The sequence below is a fragment of the Maricaulis sp. genome, assembly GCF_048270095.1.
Lineage (GTDB): Bacteria > Pseudomonadota > Alphaproteobacteria > Caulobacterales > Maricaulaceae > Maricaulis.
This window is the reverse complement of the sequence record NZ_JBLWTL010000004.1, coordinates 61,539-76,856: the sequence shown is the minus strand read 5'-3', so window position 1 is coordinate 76,856 and position 15,318 is coordinate 61,539. Positions and strand designations below refer to the sequence as shown.

At 64.0% G+C, this 15,318-nt stretch carries 15 protein-coding genes; 9 read left to right on the top strand and 6 right to left on the bottom strand.

From position 1 onward, the window contains the following. Positions 1 to 29 precede the first annotated feature (29 nt). From ACN0YJ_RS04055 to ACN0YJ_RS04045, 3 genes are all read left to right on the top strand, one after another. The gene (locus ACN0YJ_RS04055) at positions 30 to 563 is read left to right on the top strand and encodes a VOC family protein (protein WP_417495424.1); all 534 of its coding nucleotides are present in this window, start codon (positions 30 to 32) and stop codon (positions 561 to 563) included. Between the two features lie 257 nt (positions 564 to 820). Next, positions 821 to 1,279, top strand: a complete 459-nt coding sequence (locus tag ACN0YJ_RS04050) for a hypothetical protein (protein WP_417495423.1) — start codon at positions 821 to 823, stop codon at positions 1,277 to 1,279. After that, on the top strand, positions 1,276 to 2,055 hold the full coding sequence (locus tag ACN0YJ_RS04045) for a hypothetical protein (protein WP_417478497.1): 780 nt from the start codon (positions 1,276 to 1,278) through the stop codon (positions 2,053 to 2,055). The genes ACN0YJ_RS04050 and ACN0YJ_RS04045 overlap by 4 nt, the downstream gene beginning before the upstream one ends. Before the next feature lie 22 nt (positions 2,056 to 2,077). On the opposite strand, the gene ACN0YJ_RS04040 is transcribed toward ACN0YJ_RS04045, so the two are convergent. From ACN0YJ_RS04040 to ACN0YJ_RS04030, 3 genes are read right to left on the bottom strand one after another with little or no spacing between them, the layout of a single operon-like run. Beyond that, positions 2,078 to 2,512 (bottom strand): hypothetical protein, encoded by a 435-nt coding sequence (locus tag ACN0YJ_RS04040; RefSeq protein ID WP_417495422.1) that lies wholly within the window; start codon positions 2,510 to 2,512, stop codon positions 2,078 to 2,080. After that, positions 2,512 to 3,210 carry an SOS response-associated peptidase gene (locus ACN0YJ_RS04035; protein WP_417495421.1) on the bottom strand — a complete coding sequence of 233 codons (699 nt, stop codon included), beginning with the start codon at positions 3,208 to 3,210 and terminating at the stop codon, positions 2,512 to 2,514. The genes ACN0YJ_RS04040 and ACN0YJ_RS04035 overlap by 1 nt, the downstream gene beginning before the upstream one ends. Positions 3,211 to 3,263: 53 nt before the next feature. Then, positions 3,264 to 3,995, bottom strand: coding sequence for a hypothetical protein (locus ACN0YJ_RS04030; protein ID WP_417495420.1), 732 nt, complete (start codon positions 3,993 to 3,995; stop codon positions 3,264 to 3,266). A 188-nt stretch (positions 3,996 to 4,183) separates the two neighbouring features. Between ACN0YJ_RS04030 and ACN0YJ_RS04025 the strand changes: the two genes are divergently transcribed. The 6 genes from ACN0YJ_RS04025 to ACN0YJ_RS04000 all read left to right on the top strand — a co-directional run bounded on the left by ACN0YJ_RS04025 (position 4,184) and on the right by ACN0YJ_RS04000 (position 11,079). Next, positions 4,184 to 4,966, top strand: coding sequence for an ImuA family protein (locus tag ACN0YJ_RS04025; protein WP_417495419.1), 783 nt, complete (start codon positions 4,184 to 4,186; stop codon positions 4,964 to 4,966). Beyond that, positions 4,890 to 6,461 (top strand): DUF6504 family protein, encoded by a 1,572-nt coding sequence (locus tag ACN0YJ_RS04020; RefSeq protein WP_417495418.1) that lies wholly within the window; start codon positions 4,890 to 4,892, stop codon positions 6,459 to 6,461. The genes ACN0YJ_RS04025 and ACN0YJ_RS04020 overlap by 77 nt, the downstream gene beginning before the upstream one ends. Before the next feature lie 5 nt (positions 6,462 to 6,466). Beyond that, positions 6,467 to 6,865 (top strand): endonuclease domain-containing protein, encoded by a 399-nt coding sequence (locus ACN0YJ_RS04015; protein ID WP_417495417.1) that lies wholly within the window; start codon positions 6,467 to 6,469, stop codon positions 6,863 to 6,865. Further along, positions 6,862 to 10,089 (top strand): error-prone DNA polymerase, encoded by a 3,228-nt coding sequence (locus ACN0YJ_RS04010; protein ID WP_417495416.1) that lies wholly within the window; start codon positions 6,862 to 6,864, stop codon positions 10,087 to 10,089. Before ACN0YJ_RS04015 ends, ACN0YJ_RS04010 begins: the two co-directional genes overlap by 4 nt. Positions 10,090 to 10,241: 152 nt before the next feature. Then, on the top strand, positions 10,242 to 10,649 hold the full coding sequence (locus tag ACN0YJ_RS04005; protein ID WP_417495415.1) for a hypothetical protein: 408 nt from the start codon (positions 10,242 to 10,244) through the stop codon (positions 10,647 to 10,649). Between the two features lie 52 nt (positions 10,650 to 10,701). Next, positions 10,702 to 11,079 carry a BlaI/MecI/CopY family transcriptional regulator gene (locus tag ACN0YJ_RS04000; RefSeq protein WP_417489071.1) on the top strand — a complete coding sequence of 126 codons (378 nt, stop codon included), beginning with the start codon at positions 10,702 to 10,704 and terminating at the stop codon, positions 11,077 to 11,079. Positions 11,080 to 11,085: 6 nt separating this feature from the next. On the opposite strand, the gene ACN0YJ_RS03995 is transcribed toward ACN0YJ_RS04000, so the two are convergent. From ACN0YJ_RS03995 to ACN0YJ_RS03985, 3 genes are all read right to left on the bottom strand, one after another. Next, the gene (locus tag ACN0YJ_RS03995; protein ID WP_417495414.1) at positions 11,086 to 12,027 is read right to left on the bottom strand and encodes an alpha/beta fold hydrolase; all 942 of its coding nucleotides are present in this window, start codon (positions 12,025 to 12,027) and stop codon (positions 11,086 to 11,088) included. A 118-nt stretch (positions 12,028 to 12,145) separates the two neighbouring features. Next, on the bottom strand, positions 12,146 to 14,452 hold the full coding sequence (locus ACN0YJ_RS03990; protein ID WP_417478510.1) for a TonB-dependent receptor: 2,307 nt from the start codon (positions 14,450 to 14,452) through the stop codon (positions 12,146 to 12,148). Next, positions 14,449 to 15,300, bottom strand: coding sequence for an alpha/beta fold hydrolase (locus tag ACN0YJ_RS03985; protein WP_417495413.1), 852 nt, complete (start codon positions 15,298 to 15,300; stop codon positions 14,449 to 14,451). The genes ACN0YJ_RS03990 and ACN0YJ_RS03985 overlap by 4 nt, the downstream gene beginning before the upstream one ends. Positions 15,301 to 15,318: the final 18 nt, after the last annotated feature.

Sequence of the window (15,318 nt, the reverse complement as noted above, 5' to 3'; positions counted from 1 at the left end):
AATTCAATGAACGGCTCCAGGAGGTTCTCATGACCGTCAATCTCAAGCGCATCCACCACGTCGCCTATCGCTGCAAGGACGCACGCGAGACGATGGAATTCTACCAGCGCGTCCTGAATATGGATTTCGTGCTGGCCATCGCCGAGGACCAGGTGCCCTCGACCAAGGCGCCGGACCCCTATATGCACATCTTCATGGATGCCGGCATGGGCAATGTCCTGGCCTTTTTCGAACTGCCCAATTCGCCGGAAATGGGCCGCGACGAGCAGACCCCGCAATGGGTCCAGCATATCGCGTTTGAAGTTGACAACATGGACGCACTGGAAACCGCCAAGGCTCATATCGAGGCTGAAGGCCTCGACGTGCTTGGCCCGGTCAATCACGGCATTTTCAAATCGATCTATTTCTTCGATCCCAATGGTCACCGTCTCGAACTCGTCGCCAATACCGCCACGCCCGAGCAGATGAAACAGCTCCACGAAGTCGCCCCGGCGATGATCGAAGAGTGGAGCCGCACCAAGCGCGCGCCCAAGCACGCCGCCTGGCTTCACGAACAGGACTGAGCCAGCGCGTTGCGCTCTATCCCCCGCCCCGGCTGCAAGGCCGGGGCATTTTTTTGCCTGCTCCGTTCTGGGGCGACGCGCTGTCCCGATCTAGTGGCGTGGCTGGAATGCGAGGGAAATGAACCGGAAACGCCCCCTCCCTGACAACGCGCTTGCGGGTGGTCGATGGTGGCAAACCCCCGCGCGCCAATCCCCTGTCCCAACTCATCATTGATTGTGTTAAATCTTCTGACGGGGAAGCCGGGGGACATGACTTCATGACCGATTTTGAACAGGCCTTGCTGTTTTCAGAATATCTGAACACGGCCAATCTTGTGTTCAGCAATTACATGGCCGTGACATTTGCCATGCTGACGGCGAGCTATTTCCTCGCCCACCGGATGGGGGGCTGGGTCGCGGCGCTGTTCCTCATTCTCTATACGGTCGGGGCCATGCTCTCGGGTTCCGGCGTATTGTTCGCCTTCACCGATTTCTTCAATCTCGGCGTCCATATCCATGAGCAGGCCAGCCAGAATCCCGGCGCGCTGGGCTGGCTGGGACCCGCGGGCCCCGGGGGCGCAGCGATGGCGTCGATGCCGATGATGGTCGGGATCATGTTGCTGGTCTCCTATGTCGGCTCCATCGGATTCTTCTTCGTGGTGCGGCACAATCGCATCCTTGCCGAGGGCAAGCCGGACGCGCGCGACGATCCGGCGGCTGACGAGGCGGCCGAATGATCCTCTCGCGCCTTATCCACCACCTGAAGACCCAGAACTGGACCGCCGTCGCCATCGAATTCGTCATTGTCATCGCCGGTGTCGTGATCGGCTTTCAGGTCACGGCCTGGAATAGCGAGCGGGAAGCCCATGCCCGCGCCGAAATCCTGACCGCCCGGCTGATCGAGGACCTGCAGGCCGAACAATGGCGGGTGGAAGGCAATGCATATTACTACGCCCAGGTCTCCGACAATGCGCAACGCGCCATCGATGCACTTGAAGGGCGCCGGTCGGTCGATGACGAGACCCTGGTCATCGAGGCGTTCCGGGCCACCCAGATATTCAGCTTCCCGATCATCCGCACGACCTATACCGAGCTTGTCGCGACCGGGACCATCGATCTTGTCGCCGATGATGCGCTGATGATTGCGGCAGTTGAATACTATGAAAGCGGAGCCGACGACCTGAGTTTTCAGGATCGTGACCGGACATACCGTTTCACTTTTTTCCAGCTCGCTGACCGGTCCCTCGTGGATGCACTCGCCAGCAACTGCGCCGAGCCGCGCACGATGGGCATTGGCGATTACGCCGCGCTACCGGAAATACTCGACTTCCCTTGTGACATCGACGGCCAGGACGGGGCAATCACAGCGCTGGCCGGGCGCCTGCGGGACAATCCCGCCATCTTGCCGCTGCTCCGCCAACGCGCCACCGAAACCTTGATCGAGAGCCAGTCACAAATCTACTGGCGAACCCTGTTCGGGCAAATCCTTCCGCCCCTTGCGGTGCCCGAATGATCCTCCGCCCCCGCGCCCCCGCTCAAAGCGCCCGGAGGGCCTGGGCCGCGCCGGCATTGAGCTGCCAGTCGAGATCACTCACCACATCGGGGATCGGCCCGTAGGCCGCCAGGAAGGCCGCGCGCGCCGCCTCGTTTTGCTCGAAGTCTGCCCGCGTTCTGGCAGCCGCCGGATCGAGGCCTTCCGCGATGGCCCAGCGCGCCATCTCGCCGCCGGCATCAAAGAGCTCGCGAAACTGCATGTCCAGCAAGGCCAGGCAGAGCGCCGGATTATCCGGCCGGGCATCGCCATATTCGTCCCGGACCGTGATGCGCAGGGCCGTCTGCCCGGGTGCCGAGATGACGAGGGTGACCGCGTCAGGCCCGGTCGGATCAGGGTTCGCCGGGGCCGGTGTGATCGTCAGTGCATGCCCGGCGATGAAGGCCTTGAGGCGCGTGATCGCGGCGGCGTCCGGCATCAGATCAACCCGCCGCGCTGCACCCCATCCCCCGGCTCGGTCAGCCATTCGCCATCAGTGCGGACATTGCCGACTGCCTTGTTGGCGGCGTGAATCCACAGCGTCTCGGAGGGTGCGCCCTTGAGGATGAGCTCAAGATCGGCGGTGTGAGGTTCGAGCCAGGGCTGGCATTGCTCGGGCCGCAGCATCACCGGCATGCGATTGTGGACGCGCTTCATGGCCTCATTGGCCGGGATGGTCAGGATGGTGAAACTGTCGATTACCGCGCCCTCGATCTCGGCCCGGTCCCACAGGCCGGCCATGCCGAACCAGTCGGTATCCTTGAGGCCGATGAACCAGGGCTGTTTGGCGCCCTTCTCCCCGGTCCATTCATAAAACCCGACCGCCGGCACGATGCAGTGACGCCGCCGGAATGAATGCCGGAAACTGGGCAGATCGGCCGCCGTCTCGGCCTTGGCGTTGAAGGTCGAGTATTTCATCTCGCTCAAGGGCTTGTGCCAGAAATGCGGCACCAGCCCCCAGCGCGCCATCGCCAGCTCATTGCCGAGCTCTTCATCCGTGCGCTGGCGGATGATCGGGGCGATCTGGGTCGGGGCAACATTCCAGCGCGGCTCGAGATTGGTCGCCGCCTGCTGGAGCTTGAATGTCTCCTGCAGGATCCACCATTGCAGCTTGCCGATCGCATAACGTCCACACATGGGGGGAGGTTAGCGCGAGTTGGGAGCGATTGCAGCCCGGACGGCCCATGGCATCAGTGAGCTGGCCGGACCGAAAGGGCGTAGTCGACATAGAATGTGAGTTCCATCGGCCCGGCCCTTTGCCAGTGAACCCCGCCTTCGAGACCGTCGACTTCAATCGTGAAACCCTCACCGAATGCGGCCGCCGTGCGGTGGGCATCTGCAGCAATGGCGCCGATCAGCTCATCGCGATACCGCACCGGGCCGCCGATGACCGTCAATTCCCAGTCATTCGTGTTGAGGACTTCGGTGCGTCCCACGACCCGAGTGCTGTCGATGAAGGCATTGATACGGGCTGTCGCCGCATCCACCGTATCGGTCGGTGAAATCGCGGTTGTGGCCATAATCACCACCTCGCTCGTATCCGCGCGATTGCGGCCAGCACTGATCGCGATCGTCTCGATCATCGTCTCGTCGAAATCAATAATTGACTGATCACCGAGATCATTGCGGCTCACCAGCAAGCCGATATTGATCCCGGGGTTTTGCCGGCCAGCCCTGACGAGATTGCGCAGAGTGTCGCGCAACTCCCGCTGGCGCAGCGCGTCGTCGCGGGTATCGCCGACGACGCGAACCCGCACCGAGATCGCGTCGGCGCGCCGGTCCAACCGGACGTAAGGAACGAAATCATCTTCATAGTCCTGGATACGCGATCCGGTGACCACGACCACGTCCCCTGCTTGGAGGGCATGGCCGGGCGCGGCGATGGCGAAGGCCATAAATATCGTTGACAGAAACACGCGCATTTTCTCACTCCCCCACTTCAGGCTGAAACACGCTAGTGGATCGCACGGCCCTTGTCAGTCCCTCTTGGGGATGGCGGGACACGCACCGGCTGGACGCCGGACCCTGTCCCGTGTCTCGCCGATTCTCCCCCTTGACTCTTGGCCACCCCGAAAGGAACATAAGTGGAACATTCAACAGAGGCCATGACATGCCAACTGCGCCGCGCGTCCGAACAGGGCGGCCGCAGCTCGAGGAGCTGCGACGCCAGATCCAGGCGATTGAAACGCCGATAACCGGGCCCGTATTGACGGGTCAGGACGCACTGGTGCTTGCGCCGGGCCTGCATGAAGTCTGCCCGGCGAGCTATCTCGACACACCCGCCGCGCTGGCTTTCCAGATCGGCATGCTGGGTGGCGGGCTGTCTGAGCAGGACCAGCTTCGCCCGGTGATCTGGGTGCGCTGCGCGGGCCACCGTGCCCATGATTTCGGCCGGCCCTATCCGCTCGCTCTGGCCCGTTGGGGGCTGGCGCCGGAGCGGGTGCTGCTGGTCGAGGCGCGCGATGCGAGCGACGTGTTGTGGGCGATGGAGGAGGGGCTGAATGCCGGCGCGCTGGTGATCGGCGAGATCGGCGCCTCGGCCCGCTATGACCTCACCGCCTCGCGCCGCCTGCACCGGGCGGCCCGAGCCGGAGGCGCGCGCGTGCTCGTGCTGCGCGGGCATCAACACATCCAGCCCAGCGCGGCTTTGACCCGCTGGAGACTATCCGCCCTGCCGTCACCGGACCGGCCATGGCGCGGGGCGACAGGATTGCCGGGATTGGGAGCACCGCGTTTTCGCGCCGTGCTCGAACGGGTCCGGGGCGGCCCGCCGAAAAGCTTTGAGATCGAGTGGAAAAATGCGGCGATCCAAGACCTTGAGGCTGCCCAGATGGCCCGTCGAGCGGCGCCGCCTGCGCCCGAACGCGAGACCGTCAGGCGCCTCGCCGGCTGATGATCCGGAACCTCCCTTCGCTCTGGTTCACACCACGACCGGCGGTGAGCGGCTCTATGCGCTCAATAATGAGGCGGCGCGGCTGGGTCTGCGGCGCGGCCAGGCGCTGGCCGATGCCAAGGCGCTGGAGCCGGGCCTGCGCATCGCCCCGTTTGCGCCCGATGCCGACCGGCGTCTGCTCGGCGCCTTTGCCCGCTGGTGCGGCCGCTGGTCACCCTGGACCGCGCCCGATCCCGGCGAGCCGGGGGAGGATGGCGTGATGATCGATATCTCCGGCTGCGCGCATCTGTTCGGCGGCGAAGACCAGCTGGTCACGGCCGCACTGTCTGCGGTGCGCGATCAGGGCCTCACCGCCCATGGAGCCATCGCCCCGACCATCGGCCTCGCCTGGGGTCTGGCACGCTTTCCGGCCCGGCGGGCGCCAAGCGGCTGGCTGATCGCCCAGGACACATCTGAAACCCTGCACGCTTTGCCGGTCGAGGCCCTGCGCATTGGCGACACCGCCGCGCGGCTGCGCCGTTTCGGGCTCAAACGGGTGGGCGATATCGCCGGCCTGCCGCGCGCCAATCTGGCGCGGCGTTTCGGGCCGGATCTGGTGCGCCGTCTCGACCAGGCCCGCGGCCTCGAAGACGAGAGCCTCAATCCGCTCCAGCCGAAAACCCCGTTTCGCGCCCGGATGCGCTTTGCCGACGCCCTGCTCCTGCTGGACGGCATCAAACAGGCCGTACGCGACACCGCCGAGGCATTATGCGCCCATCTCGAGGCCGAGGGCCGCGGCCTGCGCCGGGTCGAGCTCAATCTCTTCCGCGTCGACGGCAAGACACATCTCCTGATCATCGGCACCGCTGCCCCGGCGCGCGATGCGGCGCATATCGCCCGCCTGTTCAACGAGAAACTCGACCGCGCCGAGATCGATATCGGCTTCGGCATTGATGTCATCGAGCTCAATGCCACCGCCACCGCCCCCCTGTCCGGACGGCAGTCCGGACTGATCGGTGACGATCAACTGGATAGCGAGGATTTCGCCCGTCTGACCGACCGGCTCAGCGTTCGCCTGGGCGAGGCCCGCGTCAAACGCGCCGCCCGCCGCGACAGCCATATCCCCGAACGCGCGGCCGGCTGGAGCGCCGACGCCAACCCGTCTGGTTCAGTTCTGATGGTCCGCGAGGCCAGCGGCCAGCCAGCCTTCCGCCTGACGCCGGAACGCCCCCTGCTCATTCTCGCCCGACCGGAACCGGCCGAGGCGGTGGCGGAGATTCCCGACGGCCCGCCGCGCAGCTTCGTCTGGCGTCGCACCCGCCACCAGGTCCACCAGGCCGAGGGGCCAGAGCGCCTCGCGCCGGAATGGTGGCGTCCTGAAAGCCGCGCCAGCCCCAGAACCCGTGATTATTTCAGGATCGAAACGATCGAGGGCCGCCGCTTCTGGCTCTATCGCGACGGGCTCTACGGCCCGGAAACCCGCAACCCCCAATGGTTTGTCCACGGAGCATCATGATGGAAATGACTCAAACCCACCTCACCACCACCGAGCTCGCCCGCCGCCGGCGCAAGGCCATGCCGCTGGCCAGCAGAATTCTCTGGCAGCGCCTGCGCGCCGGCCGGATTGCCGGGCATAAATTCCGGCGCCAACATCCGATCAGCGGCTATATCGTCGATTTCGCCTGCCTGAAACACAAGCTGGTGATCGAGATCGAAACCAGCCCTCGCCCGACCGGCGACGCGCTGCAGCGTGACCGCCGGCGCATGCTCGATCTGATGCATGAGGACTGGACCGTATTGCGCCTGGCCGAATCCGATATTTTCAACCGGCTGGACCAGGTAATCGCCACCATCACGCGCCACCTTGGGCCCGGGCCGGATCGGCAAGTCGCATCCCTGCGAGGCGAGCAGCACGCGTGACCGCATTCGCCGAACTGGTTGCCGCCAGTAATTTCACCTTCCTGACCGGCGCCTCGCACGGCGATGAAATGGTCGCCCAGGCGAAGGCGCTCGGCCTGGCGGCGATCGGGCTGGCCGACCGCAATTCCTTCGCCGGTGCGGTGCGGGGTCATCTCGCCGCAAAAGAGGCCGGGATCAAATTCCTCGTCGGGGTGAGACTGGTGACGACATGCGGCTTCGAACTGGTCGCCTATCCCAAACACCGCCACGCCTATGGCGCGCTGGCACGCATGCTGACGGACGCCAATTTTCGCTCGAAAAAGGGCCAGTGCGAGCTGTGGCTGGAACAGATTGTCGAGGCCTCAAAGGATCAGGTTTTCATCCTGCTGCCGCCCGATCCGCTGTGCGAGGAATGGCACGCCAAGGCCGGTGATTTCTGCGCCCGCTCGCAAGCCCGCCATGCTCTCGCCCTGACCCGCTGTTTCGACGGCCGAGATGGCGAGCGCCTGCATGCGCTGGATCGCTGCGCCACCGAGCTTGGTCTGGACTGCATCGCCAGCAATGACGCCCTCTATCACGTGCCCGAGCGCAAACCGCTGGCTGATGTGCTCGCCTGTATCCGCGAGCATGTGAGGATCAAGCAGGCCGGCTATCTCGTCGCCGCCAATGCCGAACGCCATCTCAAACCGCCGGAAGAAATGGCGCGCCTGTTTCGCGGCTATGAGCACGCCATCATCAATACCATCACGCTCGCCGACAGCATTAATTTCAGCCTCGAGGAACTGGTTTATCAATATCCCAGCGAGGTGGTCGGCGACCACGAAACCCCGGCCCAGACCTTGCGCCGCCTGACGGCAGAGGGTCTGGAGCGGCGCTGGCCCGATGGTGCGCCGGAGAAGATCCGCGCCGCCATTGCCCATGAACTGACCCTGATCGAAAGCCTCGATTTCCCGGCCTATTTCCTCACCGTCCACGACATTGTCCGCTTCGCCCGCAGCCAGGGCATCCTCTGCCAGGGGCGTGGTTCGGCGGCCAATTCAGCCGTGTGCTTTGCCATCGGCATTACCGAGGTCGACCCGACCCTGATCGACTTGCTGTTCGAGCGCTTCGTCTCGGCAGAACGCGGCGAGCCGCCCGATATCGATGTCGATTTCGAGCACGAGCGGCGCGAGGAAGTGATCCAGTATGTCTATGAGAAATACGGCCGTCGCCGCGCCGCCATGACCGCGACGGTGAATTGCTACCGGCCGCGCGGCGCCATTCGCGAGGTCGGCAAGGTGTTTGGCCTGTCAGGCGATGTCATCTCGGCCTTGTCCAAAACGCTATGGGGCTGGTCGACCGATGATCTCACCGATAACCGCATCCGCACCGAGCTCGGCCTCGACCCCGACACGCCCGATATCGCGATGACGCTGCATTATGCCCGTGAGCTGATGGGTTTCCCGCGCCATCTCTCCCAGCATCCCGGCGGTTTCGTGATGATGCAGGGCCGGCTCGACGAGATCGTGCCGCTGCACAATGCCGCCATGCCCGATCGCACCGTGCTCGAATGGGACAAGGAGGATATCGACGCGCTCGGCCTGATGAAGGTCGATGTGCTCGGTCTGGGCATGCTCACTTGCGTCGCCCGCGCCTTCGACCTGATCGAGCGCCATTATGGCCGCGGCCTGACCATGGCCTCCATCCCGCAGGACGATGCAGCCGTCTATGACATGATCTGCAAGGCCGACACCGTGGGCGTCTTCCAGATCGAAAGCCGGGCCCAGATGACGATGTTGCCGCGCCTGCGGCCGCGCACATTTTACGATCTGGTGATCGAGGTCGCCATTGTCCGCCCCGGTCCCATCCAGGGCGATATGGTGCATCCCTATCTGCGCCGCCGCTCGGGGTTGGAGACGGTAGAATACCCGTCAAAGGCGCTCGAGGAGGTCTTGGGCAAGACGCTCGGCGTGCCCTTGTTCCAGGAACAGGCGATGCGGATCGCCATCGTCGCCGCCGGTTTCAGCCCGGCCGAATCCGACCAGCTGCGCCGCTCCATGGCGGCTTTCAGGCGTTCCGGGTCGATCCATGAAATGGGGACAAAACTGATGAAGGGCATGATTGCAAAGGGCTATGAGCCCGACTTCGCGGAACGCTGTTTCAAACAGCTGGAAGGCTTTGGTGAATACGGTTTCCCGGAAAGCCATGCCGCCAGTTTCGCACTGATCGTCTATGTCTCCTGCTGGCTCAAGCATTACTACCCGGATGTCTTCGCCGCCGCGATCCTCAATTCCCAGCCGATGGGGTTTTACGCCCCGGCGCAACTGGTCCGCGATGCGCGCCAGCACGGTGTCGAGGTCCGCCCGCCCGATATCAATCATTCCGACTGGGACTGCACGCTGGAGTCGGCCAGATCGGGCCCTCACTTTGCCCTGCGCCTTGGCCTGCGCCAGATCAAGGGCCTGCGCGAGCCCGCCGCCGCGCGCCTGATCGCGGCGCGAAACGAGGGCGGCGCCTTCACCAGCGTGCCCGATCTGGCGCGTCGTTCGCGGCTTGACCGCGGCACCATGGACCGGCTCGCCAATGCCGATGCTTTCGGATCGGTGGCGCTCGACCGCCGCCAGGCCGGCTGGACCGCCCTCGCCCAGGCCGGCAAGCCTCTGCCCTTGTTCGAGCATGCCGATGAATACGGCCATGAGGCTGCAACCGCCCTGCCATCAATGAGCGCCGGCGAGGAAGTGGCCCAGGATTACGCCACCCTGCGGCTATCGCTGAAAGCACATCCGATGAGCTTCTTCCGGCCTGAGCTGGAGGAAAGCGGCCATGTGACCGCCGAACACCTGACCGAAATGCGCGATGGCCGCTGGGTCAGCCTGGCTGGCCTGGTGCTGGTGCGCCAGCGCCCCGGATCGGCCAGCGGCGTCATCTTCGCGACGCTGGAAGACGAGACAGGCGTCGCCAATATCATCATCTGGCCGAAATGCTTCGAGCGTCACCGCAAGATCGTGATGCGCTCCAAGCTGATGGGAATTACCGGACGGCTACAGAAGGAAGGCGATGTCATCCACATCATCGCCAGCCGCATCACCGATCAATCCTGGCGCCTCGCCGCCCTCGCCGATGGCGAAGAGTTCGCCGAGGCGCTGGCCCACGCCGACGAAATCGCCCGCCCGCAAGATGACCCCCGCCTGATCGGCATTTACCGCCGCGTCATGCAGGGTGAACGGCTGGAGGATGTGCTGCCGAAGAGCCGCGACTTTCATTGAAATGGGCCAGGCCTCCGGGCGGCATCTCCGCGCGCTTGCATTGAGGCGCGTGTTTCCTGAATACTCGGGCCATGTCCCGATCGCCTCACAAGACGGCCACCAACCGACACGCTTCAGGTGCCGCCCTGAAACAAGCTGTATGGGCCGGGTTTTTGTATTTTGCCTCCATTTTCGCACTTGGTTTCATGTTTGGCGGCTTGCGCACGCTCGCCCTCGAGGCCTTCCCGGCCCTGACGCGGCTGGGGGCTGTGCTGGTTGAAGTCCCCATCATCCTCACCCTTGCCTGGATGGTTTGCGGCGTCCTGATCGCACGCGTGTCGCTCACCGGCAGCGAGCGCTCCGCGATCATGATGGGCGCATTCGCATTGACCCTGTTGCTGACGGCCGAGGCAGGGCTTTCAGTGGGATTAAACGGGTTGAGCCTGCAAGAGCATTTGGCCCTCTACGGCCAGCCCAGCCATTTCATCGGACTGGCGGGGCAGTGTCTCTTTGCGGCATTTCCCTGGGCCCGGGTCAGGTTTTTCGGCGCCCCGGCGCGGGCTTTGCAAACAAAACCCTGACACGCCAGACCTGTTGCGAAGCGGGTCATCTGATTGCAGAGTGGGAGCCGTTATGAGCCAGTCGCAAAACCTCAGCGAAGACGAAGCCCACGCCATGCGTCTGTTATGGGATCGTGGCGGCGCCTCGGTGAGCGAACTGGCCCGGGCGAGCCGGCAGCCGGCCAGTGCGACGCTGTCCATCCTGCAGCGCCTGCGCCGCAAGGGCGCGGTCGAACGCCAGCAGAGCGGCCGCGATATCCGTTATCTCCCGCGCCTCAACCGCCAGACCGCCGCGACACATACGCTCGGCCGGCTCTTGTCAGAACCGGCAGGTGATGACCGCACCGGCCTCGGTGTGGTGGTGTTGCGGCAAAGCGATATCGACCCGCAGGACTGGGCCGATCTGCAGGCGGAAATCGCGGCCAGGGCGGCCGGGAAATCCACCCGCTAATTCAGTTTATTGCGCCAGGAAGGCCCGGACATCGGCCACCGTGCGCGCCGGATCTTCCTCGTGCAGGATATGGCCGAGATCGTCATGGATGATCAGCTCGGCTTGCGGCAGGTCGGCAGCGATGCGGGCCGCCTGTTCCACCGGGATCATCACATCACGTCCGCCCCAGAGCACCAGGGCCGGCGCCTGGACCTGCGCCAGATCGGCGGTCGGGTCCGGCAGGGTGAAGACTTCCAGCCGCTCGACCAGGGCCTGGCCAACGCCCGGCGTCTGCATCAGGGCGTGAACGCGGGCCGGCAGTGCCGGGTCCATACGGCTGACATCGCCATAGAGGCCGGCCGAGGCCGCGGCGACCATCGCTTCGGGCGCGCTGGTGAGATAGAAGCTCACCCCCATCGGCACGGCGACGGGCTGGTCGGTGACGCCATTGATTGAATAGGCACCGGGCGCGACCAGAACGAGGCGGTCGACCAGGTCGGGGCGCTCGGCGGCGAGGCGCCAGGACACCAGACCGCCAAGGGAATTGCCCGCCAGGGTGACGTGATCGAGGCCGAGCTCATCGAGCAGGGCGCCGAGGAATTCAACGGTCTGCGGCACGGAATAGCGTTGCAGCGGATCGGGGCCGGTCAGGCCGTGGCCGGGCAGATCCATGCGGATGACGCGGTGATCCGCGCTGAGGTCTTCGGCCCAGCCATCCCAGCTTTCCAGCGAATAGGAAAACCCGTGCACCATGACGATGACCGGGGCATCGGCCGGTCCCTCGCTGCGCACGCGTGCCATCACGCCATCGATATCGACCAGGCGGTCAGCGTCGGTCCAATACGGCGAGTCGAGCCGGGCGGCCTGATCCAGCGCCGGGTCGGCCGCGGGGCGGGTGAGCATCCAGGCCAGGGCCCCGATCACGATCAGGGCGGCGAGGACGATAAATGCGATCACGGTGCGGGACATGGGATTTCCTCGGTTTCACATAAAAACGGCCGACGATCCCTGATGCTCAGGAAGCGCCGGCCGGTCAAGTCGGTCGAGAGCGGGCGCGGGAGGTTCGCGTCCGCTCTCATGCTTCAAACTAGAAGCGGTAAGCCAGCGTTGCCGTGACGGTACGTGGATTGCCGTAATAGCCGACCAGCGTGCCCGAAGTACCAAGCTCGGGTGCGAAGGTCGCGTTGTTGACGAAGTCATAGCCGGAAACCCGGTATTCGTCGTTTGTCAGATTGCGGCCATGCACGCCCATCTGCCAGGCACCGTCTTCGCTATCCCAGACGATCGACGCATTCCACAGCGTGTAGGCTGACTGGTCGAGGGCCGGGAAGGGAATTTCGAACTGGCTCGAATCGCCGCGGTGTGACGCGGTGATCTGGGAGTTGAGATCGCCGCCATAGAAGGAGGTCAGATAGCTCAGCGTCGCGCTGAAGGTGGAATCCGGCGTGTTCTGGATCTGGACCTGGTTGGAGATATCGACACCGAAGGCATTGATGAATTCCTCGTAATTGCCGTCGAGGATACCCAGCGCCCAGGAGAAGTTCAGGGCATCACCGGTGGTGAAGACGTCACGACCAAGGTCGAGCGTACCTTCATATTCGATACCGGTAATCGTTGCGGCACCGGCATTGGTGGTCACACCGGTGAAGGTGTCGTTGATGCCATCAGCATCGGTATCGATGCCGACCGAGCCAGGAACCTGGATGTCGGTATAATCCATGTGGAAGAGCGCAACAGCATGGCTGTAGCGTTCGCCCTGGTATTTCCAGCCCAGCTCGAAGCTGTCGACCGATTCCGGATCGAAGGCCATGAATTCAAAAACTTCGTCGGCTGTAACCGTGCCGCTGAGATCGAAATCCGGCGTGCCGGTGGTCTGCGCCCGCGGATCGAAGCCGCCGCCTTTGAAGCCCTGGCTATAGGTGAAGTAGAAGTTGTTCGCCGCACTTGGCTGCCAGGAGATCGACGCCGTCGGGCTGAAATCATCCCAGGAATTGGTGCCGAGGAAGTCGGACGTGGTCGCGATTGCGAAGCCGGCGCCGCCAAAATACTCCGAGAAGCCGCCCAGATAGGTCCGGCGCAGGACGCGGGATGTCCGCTCGTCTTCGGTATAACGGCCACCCAGCGTGAGGCTGACCGTGTCGGTCAGGTCATAGGTGAAGTTGGCGAAGACCGACCAGGTGCTGGTATCCACATCACCAAAGGTCTGGGCATTGAGGCCGGCCAGAACCGTGTCGAGCAGAACGTCGAACACCGTCGTCGCGTTGGCTTCAAGCGAGTAATAGCCCATCACACCGGCGAGACGATCCCCTTCATAAAGGAGCTGGAACTCCTCGGAGGTCTGCTCATTGGTGTAGATCGCCGGAACGTCGAGATCGCCTTCAGGCAGATTGTCGAAATCGATCGGCGTGGTGGATTCATCTTCACGGCGGGACAGGATGTTCCGCACGGTCCAGTTATCATTGAGACGCCACTCGGCCGTCAGGGCCAGGCCATCGCTCTGGACGTTCTGCGCGACGACATCGAGGCCGGCGCGGGTGTCAAAGACATTGTCCATCACGCCATAGAAAGCAGGATAGCCCGGAGCACTCGGGATCAGACGGTGTCCGCCGCGCGGGCTGGAGGTGTCTTCCACCGAGTCATAGGCCAGACGGAAGAAGAGATCGCCGGTCGGCTCCCATTCAGCGCTGACACGATAGCCGAGCACGTCCTTGTCGTAATTCTCTTCACCGGTGGTGAGATTGGTCCCGAACCCGTCGCGCTGGAGATTGGCCACAGCGGCACCGACGCGGAACGTATCGCCCATTGGCACGCTGCCGGAGACGATCTGGTCGAGCTGGCCGAAAGAGCCGACATTCAGGCGTGCCGACAGGGCAGGCGCGTCCGGGTCAAGGCGGCGAGTGACGTATTTGATCGCGCCACCAATGGTGTTGCGGCCGTAGAGCGTGCCCTGGGGTCCGCGCAGAACCTCGATCCGTTCGACATCATAGATATCGAGCACGGCGGCCTGTGGGCGGTTGAGATAGACGTCATCGACATAGATGCCGACACCGGCTTCAAAGCCGGCAACCGGATCCTGCTGGCCGACGCCGCGGATGAAAGCGGACAGGGTCGAATTGGTGCCGCGCGACGCTTCAAGCGTGACGTTCGGCGTCGTTTCGGCAATCGCCAGGATGTCGACAGCGCCCATCGCCTCGAGCTGGTCGCCGGTATAGGCGGTGACCGCCAGCGGCACGTCCTGCAGCGATTCCTCGCGGCGGCGGGCCGTCACGGTGATGACGTCAGAGGTGGCGGTGTCGCCGGCTTGTTGGGCCTGAACGGGTGCCGCGATGAGCATGGTCGATGCGATCGTGCTGAGCAGGAGCGCTGCCCGCGTCATTTTCTGGGTCTTTTTCATGATGGTTTTCCCTCGGTATTATGGTGGGTGACCGCCGCCGCATGCACGCGGTTGGCGAATTGTGTGACCGCGCTGGCGAACTCTTGCGGTTCTTCCAGGTGCGGAGCATGTCCCGAGTTCGCAAACGTGACCGATTGCGCTTCGGGTAATGATTCGACGAGATACCGGCTCGTCTCCGGGCCGTAGGCTTCACTTCGCGCGCCGGAGATGACGAGCGTCGGCAAGTTCATGATAGGCAAGGATTCACGCAGATCCTGGCTGGCCATTGAGAGCCAGAGATCTGCCATGGCGTCGCCATCGCGCCGGCTGAGACGGGCGACGATATCGGCAATCATGGCGGGCTCGCGGGCCGCCCGGCCGCGGGCAAACATGTTGGGTGCAAAGGCGGCCGCATAGGCCGGCCAGTCATGGCGCATGGCCTCGACAGCGCGCCCGCTCCCGGCACTGTCCATTCCGGTCGCCATTCCCAGCGCCCAGCCCTCGGTATTGATGATGCGCGGGCTCATATCCTCAATGATCAGACCCGCGAAACGGGTATGACCCATGCGGGCGATCAACCGCCACAACACGGTCGCGCCCATTGACCAGCCCAGCGCTGTGATCGCGTTCAGCTCCAGGGTGTCGATCAGGGTCTGCAAGTCGTTGGCGAGCAGGTCGATATCAAGCGGGCCTTCGCCGGCTGGCGTAGCGCCATGGGCACGCAGGTCCGGAATAACGACCCGGAATCCGGCAGCAAGCTGATCGGCAACGGACTCGAAGAAATCGCCCGACGCGGCCCAGCCATGAACCAGCAACAGGACTGGCCCGGCACCAAGATCACGATAGCGCATCACGGATCCGTCGCTCATGCGACAGGATCGCAGCGC

Coding starts and splice junctions, on each gene's coding strand:
- ACN0YJ_RS04055 (WP_417495424.1), top strand. CDS start 30: ATGACCGTCAATCTCAAGCGCATCCACCACGTCGCCTATCGCTGCAAG.
- ACN0YJ_RS04050 (WP_417495423.1), top strand. CDS start 821: ATGACCGATTTTGAACAGGCCTTGCTGTTTTCAGAATATCTGAACACG.
- ACN0YJ_RS04045 (WP_417478497.1), top strand. CDS start 1,276: ATGATCCTCTCGCGCCTTATCCACCACCTGAAGACCCAGAACTGGACC.
- ACN0YJ_RS04040 (WP_417495422.1), bottom strand. CDS start 2,512: ATGCCGGACGCCGCCGCGATCACGCGCCTCAAGGCCTTCATCGCCGGG.
- ACN0YJ_RS04035 (WP_417495421.1), bottom strand. CDS start 3,210: ATGTGTGGACGTTATGCGATCGGCAAGCTGCAATGGTGGATCCTGCAG.
- ACN0YJ_RS04030 (WP_417495420.1), bottom strand. CDS start 3,995: ATGCGCGTGTTTCTGTCAACGATATTTATGGCCTTCGCCATCGCCGCG.
- ACN0YJ_RS04025 (WP_417495419.1), top strand. CDS start 4,184: ATGCCAACTGCGCCGCGCGTCCGAACAGGGCGGCCGCAGCTCGAGGAG.
- ACN0YJ_RS04015 (WP_417495417.1), top strand. CDS start 6,467: ATGACTCAAACCCACCTCACCACCACCGAGCTCGCCCGCCGCCGGCGC.
- ACN0YJ_RS04000 (WP_417489071.1), top strand. CDS start 10,702: ATGAGCCAGTCGCAAAACCTCAGCGAAGACGAAGCCCACGCCATGCGT.
- ACN0YJ_RS03995 (WP_417495414.1), bottom strand. CDS start 12,027: ATGTCCCGCACCGTGATCGCATTTATCGTCCTCGCCGCCCTGATCGTG.
- ACN0YJ_RS03990 (WP_417478510.1), bottom strand. CDS start 14,452: ATGAAAAAGACCCAGAAAATGACGCGGGCAGCGCTCCTGCTCAGCACG.
- ACN0YJ_RS03985 (WP_417495413.1), bottom strand. CDS start 15,300: ATGAGCGACGGATCCGTGATGCGCTATCGTGATCTTGGTGCCGGGCCA.